The organism is Rickettsia parkeri, from assembly GCF_051427245.1.
GTDB lineage: Bacteria > Pseudomonadota > Alphaproteobacteria > Rickettsiales > Rickettsiaceae > Rickettsia > Rickettsia rickettsii.
The window spans coordinates 934,880-952,456 of sequence record NZ_CP195774.1; the positions used below are offsets into that span (position 1 = coordinate 934,880).

Below are 17,577 nucleotides of genomic sequence, written 5' to 3' on the forward strand. Positions count from 1 at the left end.
AAAATTTTGACGAAGCAATCCAGTAAAAAATGCATAGCATTTTTTTATTATTTGCCTAGATTGTCATCACGTTGGGACTATGCCACTCCTCGCAATGACGATTTAATGAAATATCACAATGCGCATTACCAAGATTTTTAAAGACTATCGATTATTTGAAATATTTATTTTAGGAATAGTTAGCGGTATGCCGCTGGTTATAATTTTTTCTACTCTTGCGGTATGGTTAAAAGAATCTGGTATAGATATCGCCGTTATTACTACTTTTTCGGTTGCAAGGTTATCATATTCGTTAAAAGTATTTTGGTCGCCTCTAGTCGACAATTTTAAAATACCTTTTTTAAGTAGGTGGGGACATCGCAAAAGCTGGCTTATATTATGTAGCTCTTTAATGGCTTTAGTACTAATTGCTATGAGCAAGGAAAATCCTGAAGTTTCTTTAACTTCTTTCTATTTTTTGACTATATTATTAGGCTTTTTATCTAGCACGTTTGATATTGCCGTTGATGCGTTGCGTATAGATAAGTTTGATCAAGAAACACAAAGCATAGCTAGTGCAACCGCTGTATTCGGTTATCGAATCGGTATGCTTATTACAGGGGCAGGTGCTTTGTACCTTGCAGAAATAACTGGAAATAATTGGCAACTAACTTTTTGTGTTATAGCTATAATATTTGTCGTTGCAACGATATTTATAATAACCGTAAACGAAAAAGAATTAGTAAGAGAAAAAATTAATATTATTTCTATTACTTCATGGATTTCTACAGTAATTAATCCTTTCAAGGATTTTTTCAAAAGAGAATTTGCTGCAACTATTTTACTTGCGGTAATATTTTTTAAATTAGGCGATGCTATGCTTGGAGCGGTTGCCTCACCTTTTTATATAGAGCTTGGTTATACAAAAGGCGAAATAGCAATAATAGCTAAACTTTATGGATTGATTGCAACCTTAGTCGGCGGTTTTGTCGGTGGTATTGTAATGTATAGGGTGGGGAATTTTAAAGGTTTGATTATTACCGGTATTGCCCAAAGCTTAACGCATTTTGCATTTATTTGGCTTAACCATCAGCCTCCTTCTTTTGAAGCTTTATTAATTGCTATTACTATAGAGAATTTTGCTGCCGCTATGGGTGCTACTGCTTTAGTCGGATATATAGGTAATTTATGTAATAAAAAATATTCCGCAACACAATATGCTTTACTTAGTAGTGCTAGTAGTTTATGTAACAATACTGTCACTATTTATGCTGGAAAACTCGTAAATATGATGGGCTGGGACGGTTTTTTCCTCTTTACTATAATTTTAGCCTTGCCTGCTTTGTTTATATTCATGTATCTTAATAAAAAGGTTAATGTGTAGTAAGTATTATTTTCATTGTCATTGCGAGCGACCGTAGGAAGCGTGACAATCTAGGAAAATAATAAAAAAATGCATAGCATTTTTTACTGGATTGCTTCGTCAAAATTTTCAATTTTTCCTCGCAATGACGAAAAATCACACTTGGTTTAATTTGAATAATATTTTATTTATTTAAAATGTTTAGGAAATTTTTATTACCTTATATTTTTGTCGTAACATTTTTCTTTGCGCCTATAAGCGAAGCAAAAAAAGCCGTAAAAAATACCCCTAAACCTCCTGTTCAAACTAGTTTAGTAATTGATGCAAAAAGCGGTAAAGTGTTGCAGGCCCATAATTCACAAATTCGGATTTACCCTGCTTCTTTAACTAAGCTAATGACTCTATACTTAATGTTTGAAGCAATTGAAGCCGGTAAGTTACCTTTAGATAAAAAATTACTTGTATCAGCAAAAGCTTCAAAAATGCCACCGTGTAAGCTGGGTTTAAAAGCAGGGGAAACTATAACCGTTCGAGAGGCAATTAATGGATTAATTATAAAATCTGCTAATGATGCTGCTGTAACGGTTGCTGAGGGCATGAAAGGTTCAGAGAAAGCTTTTGCTCATTTAATGAATGTTAAAGCTAAACAGCTCGGTATGAAGAATACCTATTTTAAAAATGCTTCAGGTTGGCATGACCCATTGCAGCAAACTACCGCGAGAGATATGGCTAAACTTGCTATGGCTTTGAAGAGAGATTATCCTAAATTTTATCCGTTATTTGCTAAAACCAGCTTTGTATTTCGTGGAAATGTAGTAAACGGACATAATAGGGTTACTAAAAATTATCAAGGTGCAGAAGGGATGAAAACAGGTTTTCATACACCGGCAGGTTATAATTTAGTAACTACTGCTTCTAGGAACGGTAAATCATTGATTGCCGTTGTTACAGGCGGTAAAAGTGCCGCATCTCGTGATCAAAAGATGGTGGGGCTATTAGATCAGTATTTTAATATTAAGCCTATAGTCCCTAAACCTTCAATCAAGCTTGCCTCTAATAATAAATCTACTACAAAAGCTAAATCAAAAATAATAAAGAAAAAGAATATACGTAGTTGATATGTATCGTCATTGTGAGACCACGAAGTGGTCGTGGCAATCTCATGAGGTAATACAAAAACTCCTGAGATTGCTTCGTCGAAACTTAAGTGGCTCCTCGCAATGACGTTAAAAATCGAGCCATGCAACAACGCCTACGACTATTGACGATTTAATATTCACACATCTTTTAAGGAGTTACTGCCAATTTATACTTTAAATTTATAAGTTTTATATGACAATTAACGCTACATTTATTGTTGTTTGTAACTTTATTAGATGAAGATTTTTTAGAGTTTTTAGCTAAAGTTTTACTTTGTGGTTTTTTTAGATTAATATTTTTTAGAAATTTCTCAGTTTCATTAGGTAAATATTCTATTTTTACTTTAGTTATACCTTGATTTTTAAATGCTAAAATTTCAGCCGCTCTTTGAGAAACATCTATTATACGATTTTTCTTAAAAGGACCTCTATCATTAACCATTAAAATTACTGCTTTATTATTGGCTTTGTTGGTAACTTTAACTAAGCAAGGGAGCGGAAGAGTTTTATGTGCAGCAGTTAATAAATTTCTATTAAATCTATCGCCATTAGCTGTTTTTTTACCGTGAAAACCGTCTTTAAGTCCACCGTACCATGAGGCATAACCTGTTTCGGTAAAAGATTTAGGGTTGTGAGGTTTGTAAGTCTTTCCTTTTATTTTATAATTTTTACCGACTTTATAATGTCCTTTATAAGTTAGATTATGAGGATCATCTTTTGATAATTCTTTGTAAGAATATTTGTGGGAATAAGGTAATCTTTTTGAGGTATTACAACCGCTTAGACCAAAACAAAAAATTAACAAAAGTAATAAACCCTTTGCATAACTTGCTCCTAAAGGTAATTTGTATACCTTTGATACTTTAAGATTTGGTAAGTCAAATTTTGGGATTCGCCTGTGTTCACGTATTTTTATACGCTGTGCAGGCTCACCACTTATTTGATTTCCAACTTTTGAAATATCTGCGGTATACGTCAATCCGGTACTCGCATCCTCACGTACTAAAGTGTATGCTGCAGTGCTACATGCCGTGTTTCCTTCAAATTTCTCTTTATTAGCTTCATTCTGCAAGAGGTCTAATTTGAATTTATGATTCTTCACTATTATCATTATTGGTGTTAAAGTTATTCATTATTTTAGCGTAACACACAACTTTTTCAACACCTTTTATTTTTGATGCAATAGAAGCAAGCTTTTCTAGCTCTTCTTCTGATCTTGCAACTCCAAATAAATAAACAATATTATCTATAGTTAGAATAGTATAATTAGCAAATTTAATATCTTTTCTGACTAAATTTTTAGCTTTAATTTGCGTGGTTATCATGCTATCTTTAGTATATTGGGCTAAGTCAAAATGATTACTGTTTTTATTTACTTTCAACTCATTAATAACTTCTTTTACGCTTTTTTGATTCCAAGCAATTTCTACGGCTTTTAACGCATCAGATTCTTTTTGAATATTTCCTGTTAATAATACTCTTCCTTGTGATACTTCAACCTTTATTTTAGCACCTAAATCTCTAAAGTTATTTTTTACTAAATCAGCTTTAATGCTGGCAGAAATCCTTGAATCATTTAATGTTTCAGATATTGGTTGATCTTTTGAAGCAACAATACCAGTAGTGGTTGCTGCGGTAAAAATAGCAGGTAAACAAGCAGATAGACTAAAAGAAAGAGTTATAAAAATTAGAACTCGTAATATCATAACAATAGTACCCTACGATTTTTAAAAAGCCATCGGTGTTATCTCTGTGAAAGCAGGGATCCTGTGTCATCCCGCGACTTGATCGTGGGATCCAACTTAAAATACTAATATTATTAGTATTTTAAGCTGTACCCCGTCGTCAAGCCACGGGGTAACACAGTGGATTTTGCCGGTCCATGCAACAACACCTGTGCGGTAATGACATAAAGTAAAAATAGTAAGGTATTATATATCATATCTTACTATCCGGTAATTTATTCTTTAATAAAAGAGGTAATTGCAGTAAAATAAATATAAAAGTAATAGGTATTACACCGAATACTTTGAATTTTACCCATGTTTCATCTGAGCAATTACGCCAAACTACTTCATTAACTACAGCCATAAAAAAGAAAAAAGCCGCTGTTCTATAGCTTAAGGTTATCCAACTTTCTTCTTTAAGACGTACTATACTCTCTAAAGCATATTTGATAAAAGGATTTTTTCTTATACCGCTCATGAGAAATATTATTCCAAAAATAACATATAATATAGTAGGTTTGATTTTTATATACATTGAATCGCCGCTAATTAAAGTAATGCTTCCCGAAACTAATAAAACAGTCGTAGAAATAATAGAAAGTTTGGATACTTTCTGATCTATAACATAACAAAGGGTAATACAAATAACAGAGGTAATAAGCATATAAAGAGTAGCGTGTTGTATACCGCCTCCATAAAAAAAGCCTGCAAAAAATGCTATGACCGGACCAATTTCTGATAAAAGTTTTAACATATTTAATTTAATTGTTCTCTTTGATAAAATTAATTTGATTCATTTTTTTGTACTGATATTAAGTTATTTTTGGAATATCTTAATTTTATTTGTATGAAAATATTTATCAGTAATATAGTAGTAAAATAAGCCAGTACTTGTAGCCCGTTAGGTCTTGCAATATAACCGGTAACAATATGTAAGATTTTACCTATCATACTTCTATCTGCTACTAACCATGAACTATCCCAAAGTTGATCGGATAAAAACATAATTAGACCGGAAGAGGTTAAAATACCTGCAGCACTTGCTGCAAATCCGCCTGCTATTAGCATTAATAATATGGTAGAGATTTTAAAAATATATTTTTGATTAGCAATCTTAATGAAACCGAAATATATTACTAAACCAAGTAAGAAGCCACTTGTAGCACCTATTATCACTCCTTGCAAGTAAATACTGCTTGATATTGTTTCAACTGAAGATATACTATATACTAAAATAATAATTTCTGCACCTTCTCGTAATATAGTAGTGGCAACTAAAAAAAACAACATGAAATAACTGGCATTACCTTCATGAATTTTTACTGATAAGTCGTTTATATGTTGCTTTACTTTTATACCGTAACCTTGCATCCATATTATTGTCCAGCTAATCAGAATTGTTATTAGTATCATAATTCCGGAATTGAATAACTCGTCGCCTATTCCGCCAAAAGATAAAGATAATTTACGTGTAAAAAATGCAAAAATTGAAGCAAATACTACTCCAAGCATTACTCCAGCAATAATATAAAGACGAGATTTTTCTATTTGTTTTGTTACGACGAGTATTACACCAAGTAATAAGGATATTTCTAAACATTCACGAAACACTACTAAAGCAATTTTAAACATATTTTTTATCTAATCATTAACAATTATAAAACCCTGAGCCGTATCTTGATGAAAATCTCCAAAAAATTCATATTTTCCGGACTTGAGAGGTGCAAGTATAATATGTATTGACTCATTTGGCATAACTATTTTTTCACGATGTAAATCATGACTTTCAAACTCTTCTACCGTATCATCTTCATTATGAACAATTAACCTTATCTTAGTCGATTTTGGTACTTCAACTATATTCGGAACAAATTTATGATCTTGTATAGCTATCTTTACTTCTAATATATTATCGTTTGTTTTATTATCGGAACTCTTACTTGTAGAGATATAAATAATTACTGCTAAAAATATTAAACCTACTAATATAATAATATTTTTGTTTTTTTTAATAATTTCCATACTATAATTAAAGTTTAAAGTAAGATGCTTATATACTCGTTTAATTTGAGTTTTAAATTTTTAATAATTACAAAATTTATCCTGCAATTTATTTATCCTGCAATTTTTATTAATGCTATAAGATATACAATTATTATCATTATGACAAGGATAGATAATAAAATATAATTTTTTTGTCTTTGAATTTTATTTTGTTTCATATTTATTTAATTTTGTTTAAAGTCTCCTAGTTCAAGCAAAAGATATTCATTTGTCGGTAATGATTCATGAGAAATAATTTTATTTATGTTAGAACCTAAAGTTTTAAATGTTTTGCCTTCAGCAATAACACTGCGTGTTCCAATCGTTACTTTACCTTGCAAGGCGTAAGAAAAAATTAAAGGATATGTAATATCGCCGATTTTCATATCTATTTGTTGTCCTTTTGCTTTTGAATCATATAGTATTTTACCGTTTGATAAGCGAGTAATTTTAGCATTAAAGCTTACTTTTTCACCACATAATAAAGGAACACGATAAGCTATCTCATCGTCATAAATTTTAACTTCATTACTTTTAACAAAATTTTGCGGTAATATGGATTTTAAAATTACATTAACTTTATAATTATAAGCATCATCGAAGATAATATTATTACTATTATTAACAGCATATTTTGCCGGAATAATAGCTTCTCGTGCTTCTCCTACCATCATACCGATTATTACATTATCTAAGCCAAGCATTACAGGAGCAGAGCCTAAAGTAAAAGTCTTAGTATCTTCAGATATTAAAGTATTGTTCATATCTGATATTTGATAAAATACGGTAACTACATGTCCGCAAGAAGCGGGACCGATATTACCGCTACCGAGCGTATTAATTTTGAACAGTGTTTTTACTAAATCCTTACGTACTTCAATAGTGTAATCATTAGGATTGATAGGTCCATTTAACGGTTGTAAAATATTTTCAAAAAATGCTTTCCCTTCTTCGGTTTTAAGAGCATTTATTACTATTTTTGAAACCGTACGTTCAAATAAGTTGCCGTTTAATGAAATAGGAGGTTCATTATTTATACTAGTTTGGTTTTCATCGGTAGATGAATTATTTGAAGCCGTTTGCTCTACAGTTGTAAGATTATTGTTGTCGGGAGATATTTTTAACTTTACTATATTGTAAAGTATTAGAATTACAATTATTAAAGATAAAAATTTTTGCATATATATATAATATTTTAGTATAACAAAGTTTACTATAACAATCAATTACTTAATAATCAAATGAGAATAAAAATAATTTGATTAATAAAAATAATTGATTTAAATTTAGATGCAGAATTTTATAAATATAGCGGTGAAAAGTGAAAAAATTTATATTTTGTTTTTTATGTTTATGGACATTAAACATATTTGCTGCTTCTAAAACTTACCCTAATAACTTAATCGTTGTAAAATTACTAGAAATATATTTAATGATTATGAACCGAAAGTTTTTGAAACTACTAATAATTTATTACGTAAAACAGGAAAATTATCAAAATTTACGGTGAAAGGATATTAATTAAAGGAAAAGTATTAGATCAAATTTGCGTGCCCGGTTGCGGATGCTAAAGTTTATTTATGGCAAGCAGGAAGCGGGGGAAATATCCTTACGAACCTTTAAAAACTAGAGTTGATAAAAGAAGATTTACAAGTAAAAGCGATTCAAGTTTTACCGGTTCCGGTATTGCTACTACTAATAATAAAGGAGAATATTACTTTATTAGTATGTTGCCTTATACATCTTCTCGTTCTTTGAGAAGTGCAAATATAAGAATAGAGCATGCCTAGTCTTACTACTCTCGAAACACGCTTAGACTTATCTGATCAAAATATGTGTGATAATGAGTGCGGTGAAGTAAATCCGATATTGATCGAACCGCAAGAAAATATGCCATCTTATTGTTTTGACTTAGTTTTGCAAGGTACGACGCTTAAGAGGTATTGATACAGTACGTCATTGCGAGGAAAATGACGAAGTAATTTGACGAAGCAATCTCAGGATATTTGACGAGATTGCCACGCAGTCTACGATCTCGCTAATGATGTTTTGCCTCTTCTGCGGTGGCTTCTAAAGGCTTTTTTATACACAACTACATAATGTAAGTGCTAATACGAATTAAATAAAATGTCTTCATTACTATAAATTATTATATGACCTTAAGAAATTATAATAAATATCTTATGTATATTATAGTATTTTTATTATCTATAATAATTTTTTATTCCTAAAATTCATTGCTAGGCTCTATGAGCAGCCTAAGGATAAATTAGCATTTTTAAGAGGTTCAAGCGTTCCTGATAATATAATTTTTTTTGATGAAGAAAAAAATCAATATTCTCTTGATCAGTTTGAAGAAAGACTATATTGTTAGTGTTTTGGGCTACTTGGAGTGCTCCTTGTGTCAAAGAAATGCCTGACCTTGATATGTTGCAAAAAGATTTTAGGAAATTACCTTTTTCAGTAGTTCCGATTTCAGAAGATTATCAAGACATAAAAGTTGTGAAAGAATATTTAAAAGCTATCAAATAAGATACTTGCCGATTTATCATGATTATAGAATATGAAATTTAAAGCCTTATGGGTTGTTAGTTTGCCGACTAGTATATTAATAGACCCAAACGGCAAAATAGTAACTAGCTTTGTTGGCAATACAAATTGGTATGACGAAAAAGTTAGAGGTACATTTTATCTGCATTTCGGAAATTATCCTGACCTAAAATAGTTATAACGCGCAATCTCTGAATAAACCGGCTAAGCCTTTGCTGCCAATAAAAAAAGGATGCTCTATAGTAACTCCAAGTAAATAGACGAAGTGTAATTTGGAAAAGAGCAAGGAGTCTATAAGGCGAGGAGCGGAGCGTATACTTAATAGGTGAGTACCGCAGATCTTATAAGACAACATAGCCAATTTTTCAATGAAACGAGTATATTAAATTAAAAATGAGTAAAATTAATGAATGAAGTAATTAAATCAACTATGGCGAATGCTGGAATTTGATCAGATAATAACCAAACGACAGATAAGTAAATTAGACCAATTATTTGCTTCGATGCACTAATAGAAAAAGCTTTTAAAATAAAGAAATTAAAAGCATTATGTTTAATTATTAATTCTCCCGGCGGTTCTCCGGTACAATCTGAACTTATTGCAAAACGTATTCGTGATCTTGCTGAAGAAAATAAAATAAAAATTTATAGTTTTATTGAAGATATGGCGGCTTCAGGCGGATATTGGCTGGCTTGCAGCGGTGACCGGATATATGCTTTGCCGAGTTCGGTTATCGGTAGTATCGGAGTAGTATCAAGCGGATTCGGTTTTCATGAAGCAATTAATAAACTTGGGATAGAGAGAAGAGTTTATACGGAAGGCAAGAATAAATCAGTATTGGATCCGTTTAAACCTATTAATAAAGATGATCTTAAAATTATCAAAGATTTGCAAAAGCAGGTTTATGAACATTTTATAGAATATGTAAAAACAAGAAGAGCAGGGAAGTTAACTCAGCAAGACGAAATTTTATTTAACGGTGAATTTTGGGCAGGGCAAACGGCGCTTGATTACGGCTTAATTGATGGCATAGGTGATATGTATAGCGTAATGAAAGAAAAATTCGGTGATGATATTAAGTTTCAATATCTGTGTGCTAAGCAACCTTGGCTTAAAAAGAAACTTGGCATGGGAAGTAAGATATTAACCGATAATCTTGCTAATTCTTTAATTGATGCGGTAGAAAATAAAATTATTAACGATAAATTTGATATGAAATAATATGACAATAACACAAGTTAAAATTAAAAAACTAGAAAATTTTTCCGGCAGTTTGCCGGAATATGCTACAGAGCATAGTGCGGGGATGGATTTAATAGCCGCAAACGAGCAACCTATAACAATAAAAGCAGCCGCAATACAGCTAATTCCAACAGGCATCGCTATAGCACTACCGGATTCGTTTGAAGCCCAAATAAGACCCCGTTCGGGTCTTGCCGTTAAACACGGTATCACGGTTGCTAATTCACCCGGTACTGTTGATGCAGATTATCGAGGTGAAATAAAGGTCATTCTTATTAATCTCGGTAAAGAAGATTTTATTATAGAAAAAGGCATGCGAATTGCACAGATGATAATCGCAAAGTACGAACGTATATTATGGGAAGAAAGTAGTAGTCTTATGGAAACGATGCGTGGTAGCGGTGGCTTTGGTTCTACCGGTGTTTAGTGGGTCTCTATGTCATTCCCGCGTAGGCGGGAATCCAGAAAAATAACCTTAATATTGATACAAAAATTACATATTAGATAAACCTATAAAAAAATAAGTTTTTTATAGGTTTTACTGGATTCCTGCTTTCGCGGGAATGACATTAACGAGCCATGCAACAACGCTTTTAGTAGTTCGTAATGACTATTAGGTATCCACGCAACAAATCATAAAACTTATGAGAATCACAATAAAATTGTTAACCTCTATATTGTTGTTATTAGCTTTGAAAGTAAATGCTAATTCTGATGCTGTAGATAATGTTAAGCAAGTTTTTACCTATATCGATCAAAAAAATTGGTCGCAAGCCGAAGATTTAGCTTTAGAAGTAAATAATAAAATTTTAACAAAAATTGTACTTTCTCAGAAATATTTAGATAATAAATATTCAGATAATAGTTTTGAACATGTAATAAGGTTTTTATGCAATAACCCGGATTGGCCTCAAAATAAGCTGCTTGAAGAAAGAGCAGAAGAATATCTAAATAATAATACAAATAAAAAAGTAATTGTTGATTGGTTTAGTAAACATTCTCCTCTTACCGGCAAAGGTTATAAATTTTATGCAGCAGCTGCAAGTAGTTTAATCAAAGATCAGAAGATATTACTACCTATTATTAAAGAGGCTTGGGTATACGCCAATTTCACTCCTGAAGAAGAAAATGCATATTACAATAAGTGGCATAAATATTTAACTGCGAGTGATCATTTAGAGCGAATAGAAGAACATTTATGGAAAAATGATATTAGATCTGCTGAGCAATCCCTGAAATATGTAGAGCAAGGTTACCGTAATTCTTTTAAAGTCCAAATTGCGATTATAGGTAAATCGCCAAATGCTGAAAAGCTTTTTAAAAGTGTTCCTGAAAAATACTATACTTCCGGTTTATTATATCGTTATTTAGATTTTAAAAAAATGCAAAAGCCGACAAAGGAAATTATTACTTTGTTTAAGAAAGCTAAAAATAACCGTAAACATTTTGCTAAATGGTGTAGTATTCAGTCCTATTATGCTCGTGAATTCATCGAGTACAAAGATTTTGCTAATAGCTATAGAATGGCAACGCTTCCTTTTGCTACTTGTCCTGAAACTATAAGGGAGCAGGAGTGGCTTGCGGGCTGGCTTTCTTTAAGTTTTTTGAAAAAGCCTGATCAAGCATTAGTACATTTTAATAAGTTTATTAAAGTTGTTAAGACTCCGATTAGTTTGGCACGTGGGTTTTATTGGCTCGGTCGTACTTATGCAGCAAAAGGCGATAAGCAAATGGCTAGAAAATTTTACGAGCAGGCAGCTAAATATTCTTTTACCTTTTATGGGCAGGTAGCAAATATTGAATTAAATAGGACAAAGTTAGTTTTCCCTCCTATTCCCGTAATAACTTCTGAAGAAAGGAAAATTATAGAAAATAAAGAGATTATTAAAGCAATAAGGTTATTGGTTAAATATAATAAAAACTACTTAGCCCTGATATATTCCAAAGCAGCAATGAAAAATACTAAAAATTCTGCAGAAATTCAAATAATTGCGAATATTATTAAAGCCAATAATAATACTAATCATATGGTTGAGGTGGCAAAAATTGCTGCCCAAAATAATGCTTTTATTCTGGATTGTGCTTTTCCAACGCCTTATAATCTAGTAGGTTTGCCTATCCCACCTCATTTAACTTATGGAATAATTAGACAAGAATCGGTTTTTGATCATAAAGCAGTAAGTTATGCAAATGCTATGGGTCTCATGCAACTTATTAAAGGTACTGCTTGTGATACCGCAAGATCCATAAATGTTAAATGTAATGTAGCAGACTTAACTAGAAATCCGGTATATAATATTAAACTTGGTGCGCATCATTTCAAAAAATTATTAGATAATCATAAAGGTTCTTATATTCTATCCATTGCTTCTTACAATGCCGGAAGTCATAATGTAGTAAAATGGATAGATAGGTTTGGTGATCCAAGGGATATAAAAGATACAAGAAAAGTTATTGACTGGATAGAACTTATACCTTATCGAGAAACAAGAGATTACGTTCAAAGAGTACTTGAAAATGTTCAGATTTATCGGGTAATCTTAAATAAGAATAGTAGTTTGTACTTTAAGCGTGACTTACATGCTTGTGATATAGCAAAAAGTTAATTTCTATTAGTGTTTTATTTTTACATATAGTAATATATAAGTATAACATCGACACTAATTAAAAACTATGAATTAAGGAGGAGAGTATGAAAAAATTAGAGCAACACTTTAAAAAACAGCGCAATGATAACGATATTCAAGTAAAGAAATATAAAGACGATCTTAATGTAATCGGCATTAGATATGACCATAAATTTGCACATGTTGCAGTTCCAAATCATGCTACCGGCGGTTTTGAATATTTTAAATGGGATTGGATGACAAGCATTACGGGTAGTCATTCCAGAAATAGTACCAAGATTTAAGAAAATAGTAAGCATTTTAAAAGAAGCTCAAAGTAACCCAGCCCAGTATGAAAACTTAGTATCTAACTTGGATGCTAGTACTAAAAATGCACTTGAGGTTACTATTAAGAGTAATAATATTACTGTACCGATACAAGACACTAATAAGGTAATGTCAGAAATATTATCAGGAATGCAAACATGGCTAGATACAAAAAGTCATATCCCTGTGGACCTTAAACAAAAATTCTTAGATTTAGGTTCTAATCATTTAGAACTATTCATAAAAGCTGCTTATAACAAATTTAACAATAAGTGGATAGTTAAAGAGTTTGTTGATAATGCTGTAAAAACTGGAGAAGAAGGTAGAAAATATCTAGCCGATTGTGATTGTAGTTCAACTGACCAGCTATGGACAAAGTTTGTTGAACCTATAATAGAAAACCTTAGAATAAGCGAAAATTCAACTGATAAATCTGAAGATGATGAAATATCAGAGGCTTCGGCGAATAAACTTGGAGCAAAAGTAAAGACTTTAGCACTATCTAATACTCATGAACTACCAGCACAAAAAGAAGCATTAAAGCTTGTATATGATATGAGGAAAGGTAATATAGATAAAGCAACTGTTGTTAAGAACATTAATTTTTTTGGTCAGGACGATACTGTATTAGGTGGGTCTGTAGAATATAGTGGCCTTACTATTGACCAAATCAAGGCTAAAGCAGTAGAGATTGCCGGTGATGATGCTGCTTTAGAATAGCTTCTTAAGGTTATTCGCATTTTCTATGTCATGTCTGTCCCTAGCTAAAATGGGAATCCAGTGCTTGCCTCTGTCATAGCGTGGCTTGTCCACGGTATCTAGAAAAAATAAAATAAAGACTGGATGCCGTGGTCAAGCGCCACGGCATGACATAGTAGGTTTACCTGTTCAACAATACCTATCAATTATATTCATGATTCTTAAAAATATATCTTTACTAATAATATTATTTTTTTCAATATCAACTTTTTCTGCTGGTCATAGTCTAAAAAATATCTCTATTACTGTTGTTGCTCCGGCAACAGGAGCGGATAATAAAACCTTGTCGGATTTAAAAAATATTAATGGACTAAATTTACAAATTTCTTCTAAGTGTTTTGCTAAAGGTAAGCTACCCTTTCTTGCAAGTAGCGATGAAGTAAGATTTAATTGCCTGCGGGATGCATTATTTGATGAGTCTGATAATATAGTATGGAGTTTACGAGGTGGTTACGGCTCTGCGAGAATAATTCCCGATTTACTAAAGCTATCAAAACCAAATAAAGAGAAATTCTTTATAGGATATAGCGATATAACAGCGTTACATCTTTTTCTATCACAAGAATGGGGCTGGAAAACTATTCACGGCAGTAATATAGCCGATCTCTTAAAGCCGGAACAAGATCAAGGTAATTTTACCAAGCTTGCTGAAATATTAAAAGGTAAAGTAAAGCAGGTTACTATAGATAATTTAGTGCCTCTTAACGATATAGCAAAATCAAGTGATCTTGTTAACGGCAAACTAACAGGCGGTAACTTAACTATGGTGCAGACTAGTATAGGAACGAGTTGGCAAATAAAGACTAAGGGCAAAATTCTTTTTTTAGAAGATGTGAATGTAGTTCCTTTTAGATTAGATCGTGAGCTTTTACACTTAAAGCAAGCAGGGTTACTTGAGGATGTTAAGGCTATAATATTTGGTTCATTTGGTAAAGATCTTGATGCCACAATGTTAGTGCTTAGTAATTTTGCAGATAGTTTAGATATACCGGTATTTAAAACAAATAGATTCGGTCATGAGAAAATTAACGATCCGATTATTTATAATACGAATAGTAAGATTATTAAAAGTAAAGAATTTAAGTTAGTGATGGGGTTGTAAGCACTATTGCGAGCAGTTGCTAAGCCGTCATTGCGAGCGACTGAAAGCCTTGTTGCATGGTTTGTTTATGTCATATTCCCGCGTAGGCGGGAATCCTAGGGTAAAGCGAGATAAATCGAGCTTTAAAAAAAGTTTTAAAGTACTGGATTCCTGCATACGCGGGAATGACATAATTAGCCTTATCGACTCAAATGCAAATAATTATTATACTTTGATAAATTCAAATCATAAGAAAAGAATTTATTTGTAATATAATGTTCAAGTAATTTTACTAATCCTGCTTTATGTCTATTTAAAGTCTCGATGCTTAAAGCTATTTCCGTTGTGTGCACATAAGGTTCGGTACTAGTTATTTTTACGTAGGCGATAGTAATATTGTTATTTATAACTGGATTCCTGCTTTCGCGGGAATAACACAAAAGGGGCTGGGGATGACATAAAAGGGACAGAGAATTACATTGCGTAAATCCGTTTTCTAGTAACATCAAACTTTCTATGATAAGTTGCGGAGAGAGTCCAAGCTCTATTTCTTTCTTAGTCGGAATAGTACCGGTCTTATAATCTAGTATAGTGATATTGTTTGATTTACTTATTTCAATTCGGTCAGCTATACCGATTATTTTTATATCTTGACCTACAATATTTAGCCGTAACTCCCCTTTAGTTTCAAAATAGATTTCTTTGCAGTTTTTTCGGCGTTCTATATCGAATAAAATAAAAGCTTTGCTGAAAGCCGTGAGTTTTATTTGCCAAGTTTTTTTTGTGTAGCTTGGTAAAATAGTGCTATATAAAATATGATTACCGATATTTATTAAAGCATTTTGTTTATCAAGCAAATTTAAATTAATATATTGTTTGTCGTAATTTTTAGAATATTCCTCTAAAACTTTATGAATCAAATTACCGAAATCCGATATTTTAGGTTCTTCCCATATATGATCTTTTTTACGTAGTCCAAGAATTTTCTTAGCATAAAAACCGTATGGGTTTCTTATTAATGTTTCTATTTCGGTTACTGATAAGGTGGTTGGGAAAGAGGGGCTGTGGATCTCAATACTCTTGTCATACCGTGGCTTGACCACGGTATCCATATAATTACTGGACCCCGTGATCAAGTCACGGGGTGACACAGAACCTTTTTCTAGCTTCAAAAATAAATTACTCGGCACTGACAGTTTCCCATCATATTTTTTAGCATTCAGTATAACTATTTGCTTATTTTGTAGAAATAAATTGAAGTAATCTGAATATAGAGTAGGGGCAATTTCATCGTAATCTATATTTAGTATCTGCAATGCTTTCTTGCTAAGCCATGGGTGAGCTTTAGCACTAAGTGTCCAGTTTTCATTATTAAAATGCGGTAATATAATTAAGTCAAATTCACATAATGCTAAATCTTCAGGCCGTCCTATAATAATACTAGCAGCGTCGGTATTTTTGTAATATTTGATATTAGAAAGTAAAAAAGAAAAAATTTTAGGAAAATCCTTTTTATCCGTTGAATTTATATATTTACTATATGCAGTTAAATTTGTTAAAAACTCAAGTAGTTCTGCTCCTCCTTCTTTTTCCCAAATAGTAGGCAAAAGTTTTTCAGTTATTTCTTTAGTTAAGGTTAGAATAGCTTGTATATTGTGTGGAGTATCGGTAAATAAAATATCTATTAAGTTACGGCAATACTCTCTTATATCCTCATTATCAAATTGTAATTGCAATAAATATTTCGGTGAGGATATAAAACGGTTTTTATTAGATAGCATTAACTCTAACTGCTGCACAGTAGGGCAGTTAATTAAAGGATTTTTAAGTAATAAAAATAGAAGTTTTAAATCAAAATTATTACATAATATTTTAATAATGGACGTTAGTAATTCACCTATATTAGTAAGCCTTAAGTCATTACCTAGTAGATCTTCATATTTGTCTAAAAAATTACAATATACTCTTTTAAGCTTATTATTATTTGTAACGATTGCAATCCGTCTGTCTTTATTACGGCTACATATATAAGATATTTGTTTAGTTTCTTCATAAATGTCATTAGGTTCATAATAAGATATACCATCGCTAATCTGCTTGGAGGCAGGATTATAGTGAATTATGTAATCCTTTAATTCTTCTTCAAATCTTTTAAAAAAAACATTAGGCTTGAATATTCCGGCGAGTATTACCTGCTTATGTCCTGTTTTTATTTTTATTATTTCTTCTTGTAATAGCTTTAATTTATAAACTGCTTTAGTTTGTTTTTGAGTAAACGATATTTCTTCTTGCCATCTTAAAAAGCAATATTCTAGAAATTTATAAATCTTTTGCCAATAGTTAGAATTGTTATAGACTTCAATTAATTTTATATTGATATTATTGATTATAAGATCATTAAACAATTTTCTTAAAAGTTCTGCAGCTTTTAATGATTCATTTTTATTCAAAGGTAATTCTTTATATTCGGTGATAATGGATGATAAAATAAGTAATTCTTCTATTTTAGATATATAATCCGAATCGATTTTTTTTGAAATAAGAGAATTAAAAGGAATAATGATAGGTAATTTAATTTTATATTTATCGGTTAAAATCTTCTTTAATTCTAGGCATGAGAAATTATTAGGCAATATTATTTGAACTTTTGTATCTTTACCTAATTTATCAATGATATACTCAGCAAAACTTTTCAAAAAAGAATAATCAGCAGTCATAAATAATGTTTTTGACGATAATATAGCAGATCAAAGGTCCGAA

General features: G+C 31.5%; 12 protein-coding genes and 5 pseudogenes. 10 read left to right on the plus strand and 7 right to left on the minus strand.

Annotation, left to right across the window (positions count from 1 at the left end):
* Positions 1–118: 118 nt before the first annotated feature.
* The 3 genes and pseudogenes from ACSFFC_RS05340 to ACSFFC_RS05350 form a co-directional block, all read left to right on the plus strand.
* Positions 119–1,363: an AmpG family muropeptide MFS transporter gene (locus ACSFFC_RS05340; RefSeq protein ID WP_014410636.1), complete on the plus strand. Its 1,245-nt coding sequence runs from the start codon at positions 119–121 to the stop codon at positions 1,361–1,363.
* A gap of 176 nt (positions 1,364–1,539) precedes the next feature.
* Positions 1,540–2,460 (plus strand): D-alanyl-D-alanine carboxypeptidase family protein, encoded by a 921-nt coding sequence (locus ACSFFC_RS05345; protein ID WP_014410637.1) that lies wholly within the window; start codon positions 1,540–1,542, stop codon positions 2,458–2,460.
* Between the two features lie 7 nt (positions 2,461–2,467).
* Positions 2,468–2,567 (plus strand): annotated as a pseudogene (locus ACSFFC_RS05350) (lytic transglycosylase domain-containing protein); the annotation flags it as partial.
* Positions 2,568–2,629: 62 nt separating this feature from the next.
* Here ACSFFC_RS05350 and ACSFFC_RS05355 read toward each other — a convergent pair.
* The 6 genes from ACSFFC_RS05355 to ACSFFC_RS05380 form a co-directional block, all read right to left on the minus strand.
* The gene (locus ACSFFC_RS05355; protein WP_014410638.1) at positions 2,630–3,592 is read right to left on the minus strand and encodes a septal ring lytic transglycosylase RlpA family protein; all 963 of its coding nucleotides are present in this window, start codon (positions 3,590–3,592) and stop codon (positions 2,630–2,632) included.
* Positions 3,570–4,187: a BON domain-containing protein gene (locus tag ACSFFC_RS05360; RefSeq protein WP_014410639.1), complete on the minus strand. Its 618-nt coding sequence runs from the start codon at positions 4,185–4,187 to the stop codon at positions 3,570–3,572. Before ACSFFC_RS05360 ends, ACSFFC_RS05355 begins: the two co-directional genes overlap by 23 nt.
* Positions 4,188–4,419: 232 nt before the next feature.
* Positions 4,420–4,962 carry a septation protein A gene (locus ACSFFC_RS05365; protein ID WP_014410640.1) on the minus strand — a complete coding sequence of 181 codons (543 nt, stop codon included), beginning with the start codon at positions 4,960–4,962 and terminating at the stop codon, positions 4,420–4,422.
* A 29-nt stretch (positions 4,963–4,991) separates the two neighbouring features.
* Positions 4,992–5,840 (minus strand): FTR1 family protein, encoded by an 849-nt coding sequence (locus tag ACSFFC_RS05370; RefSeq protein ID WP_014410641.1) that lies wholly within the window; start codon positions 5,838–5,840, stop codon positions 4,992–4,994.
* Between the two features lie 9 nt (positions 5,841–5,849).
* Positions 5,850–6,230, minus strand: a complete 381-nt coding sequence (locus tag ACSFFC_RS05375; protein WP_012719649.1) for a cupredoxin domain-containing protein — start codon at positions 6,228–6,230, stop codon at positions 5,850–5,852.
* 206 nt (positions 6,231–6,436) lie between these two features.
* Complete coding sequence (locus tag ACSFFC_RS05380) at positions 6,437–7,432, minus strand: FKBP-type peptidyl-prolyl cis-trans isomerase (RefSeq protein ID WP_014273437.1); 996 nt, start codon at positions 7,430–7,432, stop codon at positions 6,437–6,439.
* Between the two features lie 140 nt (positions 7,433–7,572).
* Here ACSFFC_RS05380 and ACSFFC_RS05385 point away from each other — a divergent pair.
* The 7 genes and pseudogenes from ACSFFC_RS05385 to ACSFFC_RS05415 all read left to right on the plus strand — a co-directional run bounded on the left by ACSFFC_RS05385 (position 7,573) and on the right by ACSFFC_RS05415 (position 14,838).
* A pseudogene (locus ACSFFC_RS05385) lies at positions 7,573–8,198 on the plus strand (dioxygenase family protein).
* Between the two features lie 206 nt (positions 8,199–8,404).
* Positions 8,405–9,061, plus strand: a pseudogene (locus tag ACSFFC_RS05390) (TlpA disulfide reductase family protein).
* A 146-nt stretch (positions 9,062–9,207) separates the two neighbouring features.
* Positions 9,208–10,023, plus strand: a pseudogene (locus ACSFFC_RS05395) (S49 family peptidase).
* Position 10,024: 1 nt separating this feature from the next.
* Positions 10,025–10,471: a dUTP diphosphatase gene (dut, locus tag ACSFFC_RS05400; protein WP_014410645.1), complete on the plus strand. Its 447-nt coding sequence runs from the start codon at positions 10,025–10,027 to the stop codon at positions 10,469–10,471.
* A 217-nt stretch (positions 10,472–10,688) separates the two neighbouring features.
* On the plus strand, positions 10,689–12,650 hold the full coding sequence (locus tag ACSFFC_RS05405) for a lytic transglycosylase domain-containing protein (RefSeq protein WP_014410646.1): 1,962 nt from the start codon (positions 10,689–10,691) through the stop codon (positions 12,648–12,650).
* Positions 12,651–12,736: 86 nt separating this feature from the next.
* A pseudogene (srfF, locus tag ACSFFC_RS05410) lies at positions 12,737–13,697 on the plus strand (SrfF family effector protein).
* A gap of 193 nt (positions 13,698–13,890) precedes the next feature.
* A complete protein-coding gene (locus tag ACSFFC_RS05415) occupies positions 13,891–14,838 on the plus strand; it encodes an LD-carboxypeptidase (RefSeq protein WP_014410648.1) in 948 nt (315 codons plus the stop codon).
* Positions 14,839–15,017: 179 nt separating this feature from the next.
* Here ACSFFC_RS05415 and ACSFFC_RS05420 read toward each other — a convergent pair whose 3' ends face one another.
* Positions 15,018–17,534, minus strand: coding sequence for a PD-(D/E)XK nuclease family protein (locus tag ACSFFC_RS05420; RefSeq protein WP_014410649.1), 2,517 nt, complete (start codon positions 17,532–17,534; stop codon positions 15,018–15,020).
* Positions 17,535–17,577: the final 43 nt, after the last annotated feature.

Coding starts and splice junctions, on each gene's coding strand:
- ACSFFC_RS05340 (WP_014410636.1), top strand. CDS start 119: ATGCGCATTACCAAGATTTTTAAAGACTATCGATTATTTGAAATATTT.
- ACSFFC_RS05345 (WP_014410637.1), top strand. CDS start 1,540: ATGTTTAGGAAATTTTTATTACCTTATATTTTTGTCGTAACATTTTTC.
- ACSFFC_RS05355 (WP_014410638.1), bottom strand. CDS start 3,592: ATGATAATAGTGAAGAATCATAAATTCAAATTAGACCTCTTGCAGAAT.
- ACSFFC_RS05360 (WP_014410639.1), bottom strand. CDS start 4,187: ATGATATTACGAGTTCTAATTTTTATAACTCTTTCTTTTAGTCTATCT.
- ACSFFC_RS05365 (WP_014410640.1), bottom strand. CDS start 4,962: ATGTTAAAACTTTTATCAGAAATTGGTCCGGTCATAGCATTTTTTGCA.
- ACSFFC_RS05370 (WP_014410641.1), bottom strand. CDS start 5,840: ATGTTTAAAATTGCTTTAGTAGTGTTTCGTGAATGTTTAGAAATATCC.
- ACSFFC_RS05375 (WP_012719649.1), bottom strand. CDS start 6,230: ATGGAAATTATTAAAAAAAACAAAAATATTATTATATTAGTAGGTTTA.
- ACSFFC_RS05380 (WP_014273437.1), bottom strand. CDS start 7,432: ATGCAAAAATTTTTATCTTTAATAATTGTAATTCTAATACTTTACAAT.
- dut (WP_014410645.1), top strand. CDS start 10,025: ATGACAATAACACAAGTTAAAATTAAAAAACTAGAAAATTTTTCCGGC.
- ACSFFC_RS05405 (WP_014410646.1), top strand. CDS start 10,689: ATGAGAATCACAATAAAATTGTTAACCTCTATATTGTTGTTATTAGCT.
- ACSFFC_RS05415 (WP_014410648.1), top strand. CDS start 13,891: ATGATTCTTAAAAATATATCTTTACTAATAATATTATTTTTTTCAATA.
- ACSFFC_RS05420 (WP_014410649.1), bottom strand. CDS start 17,534: ATGACTGCTGATTATTCTTTTTTGAAAAGTTTTGCTGAGTATATCATT.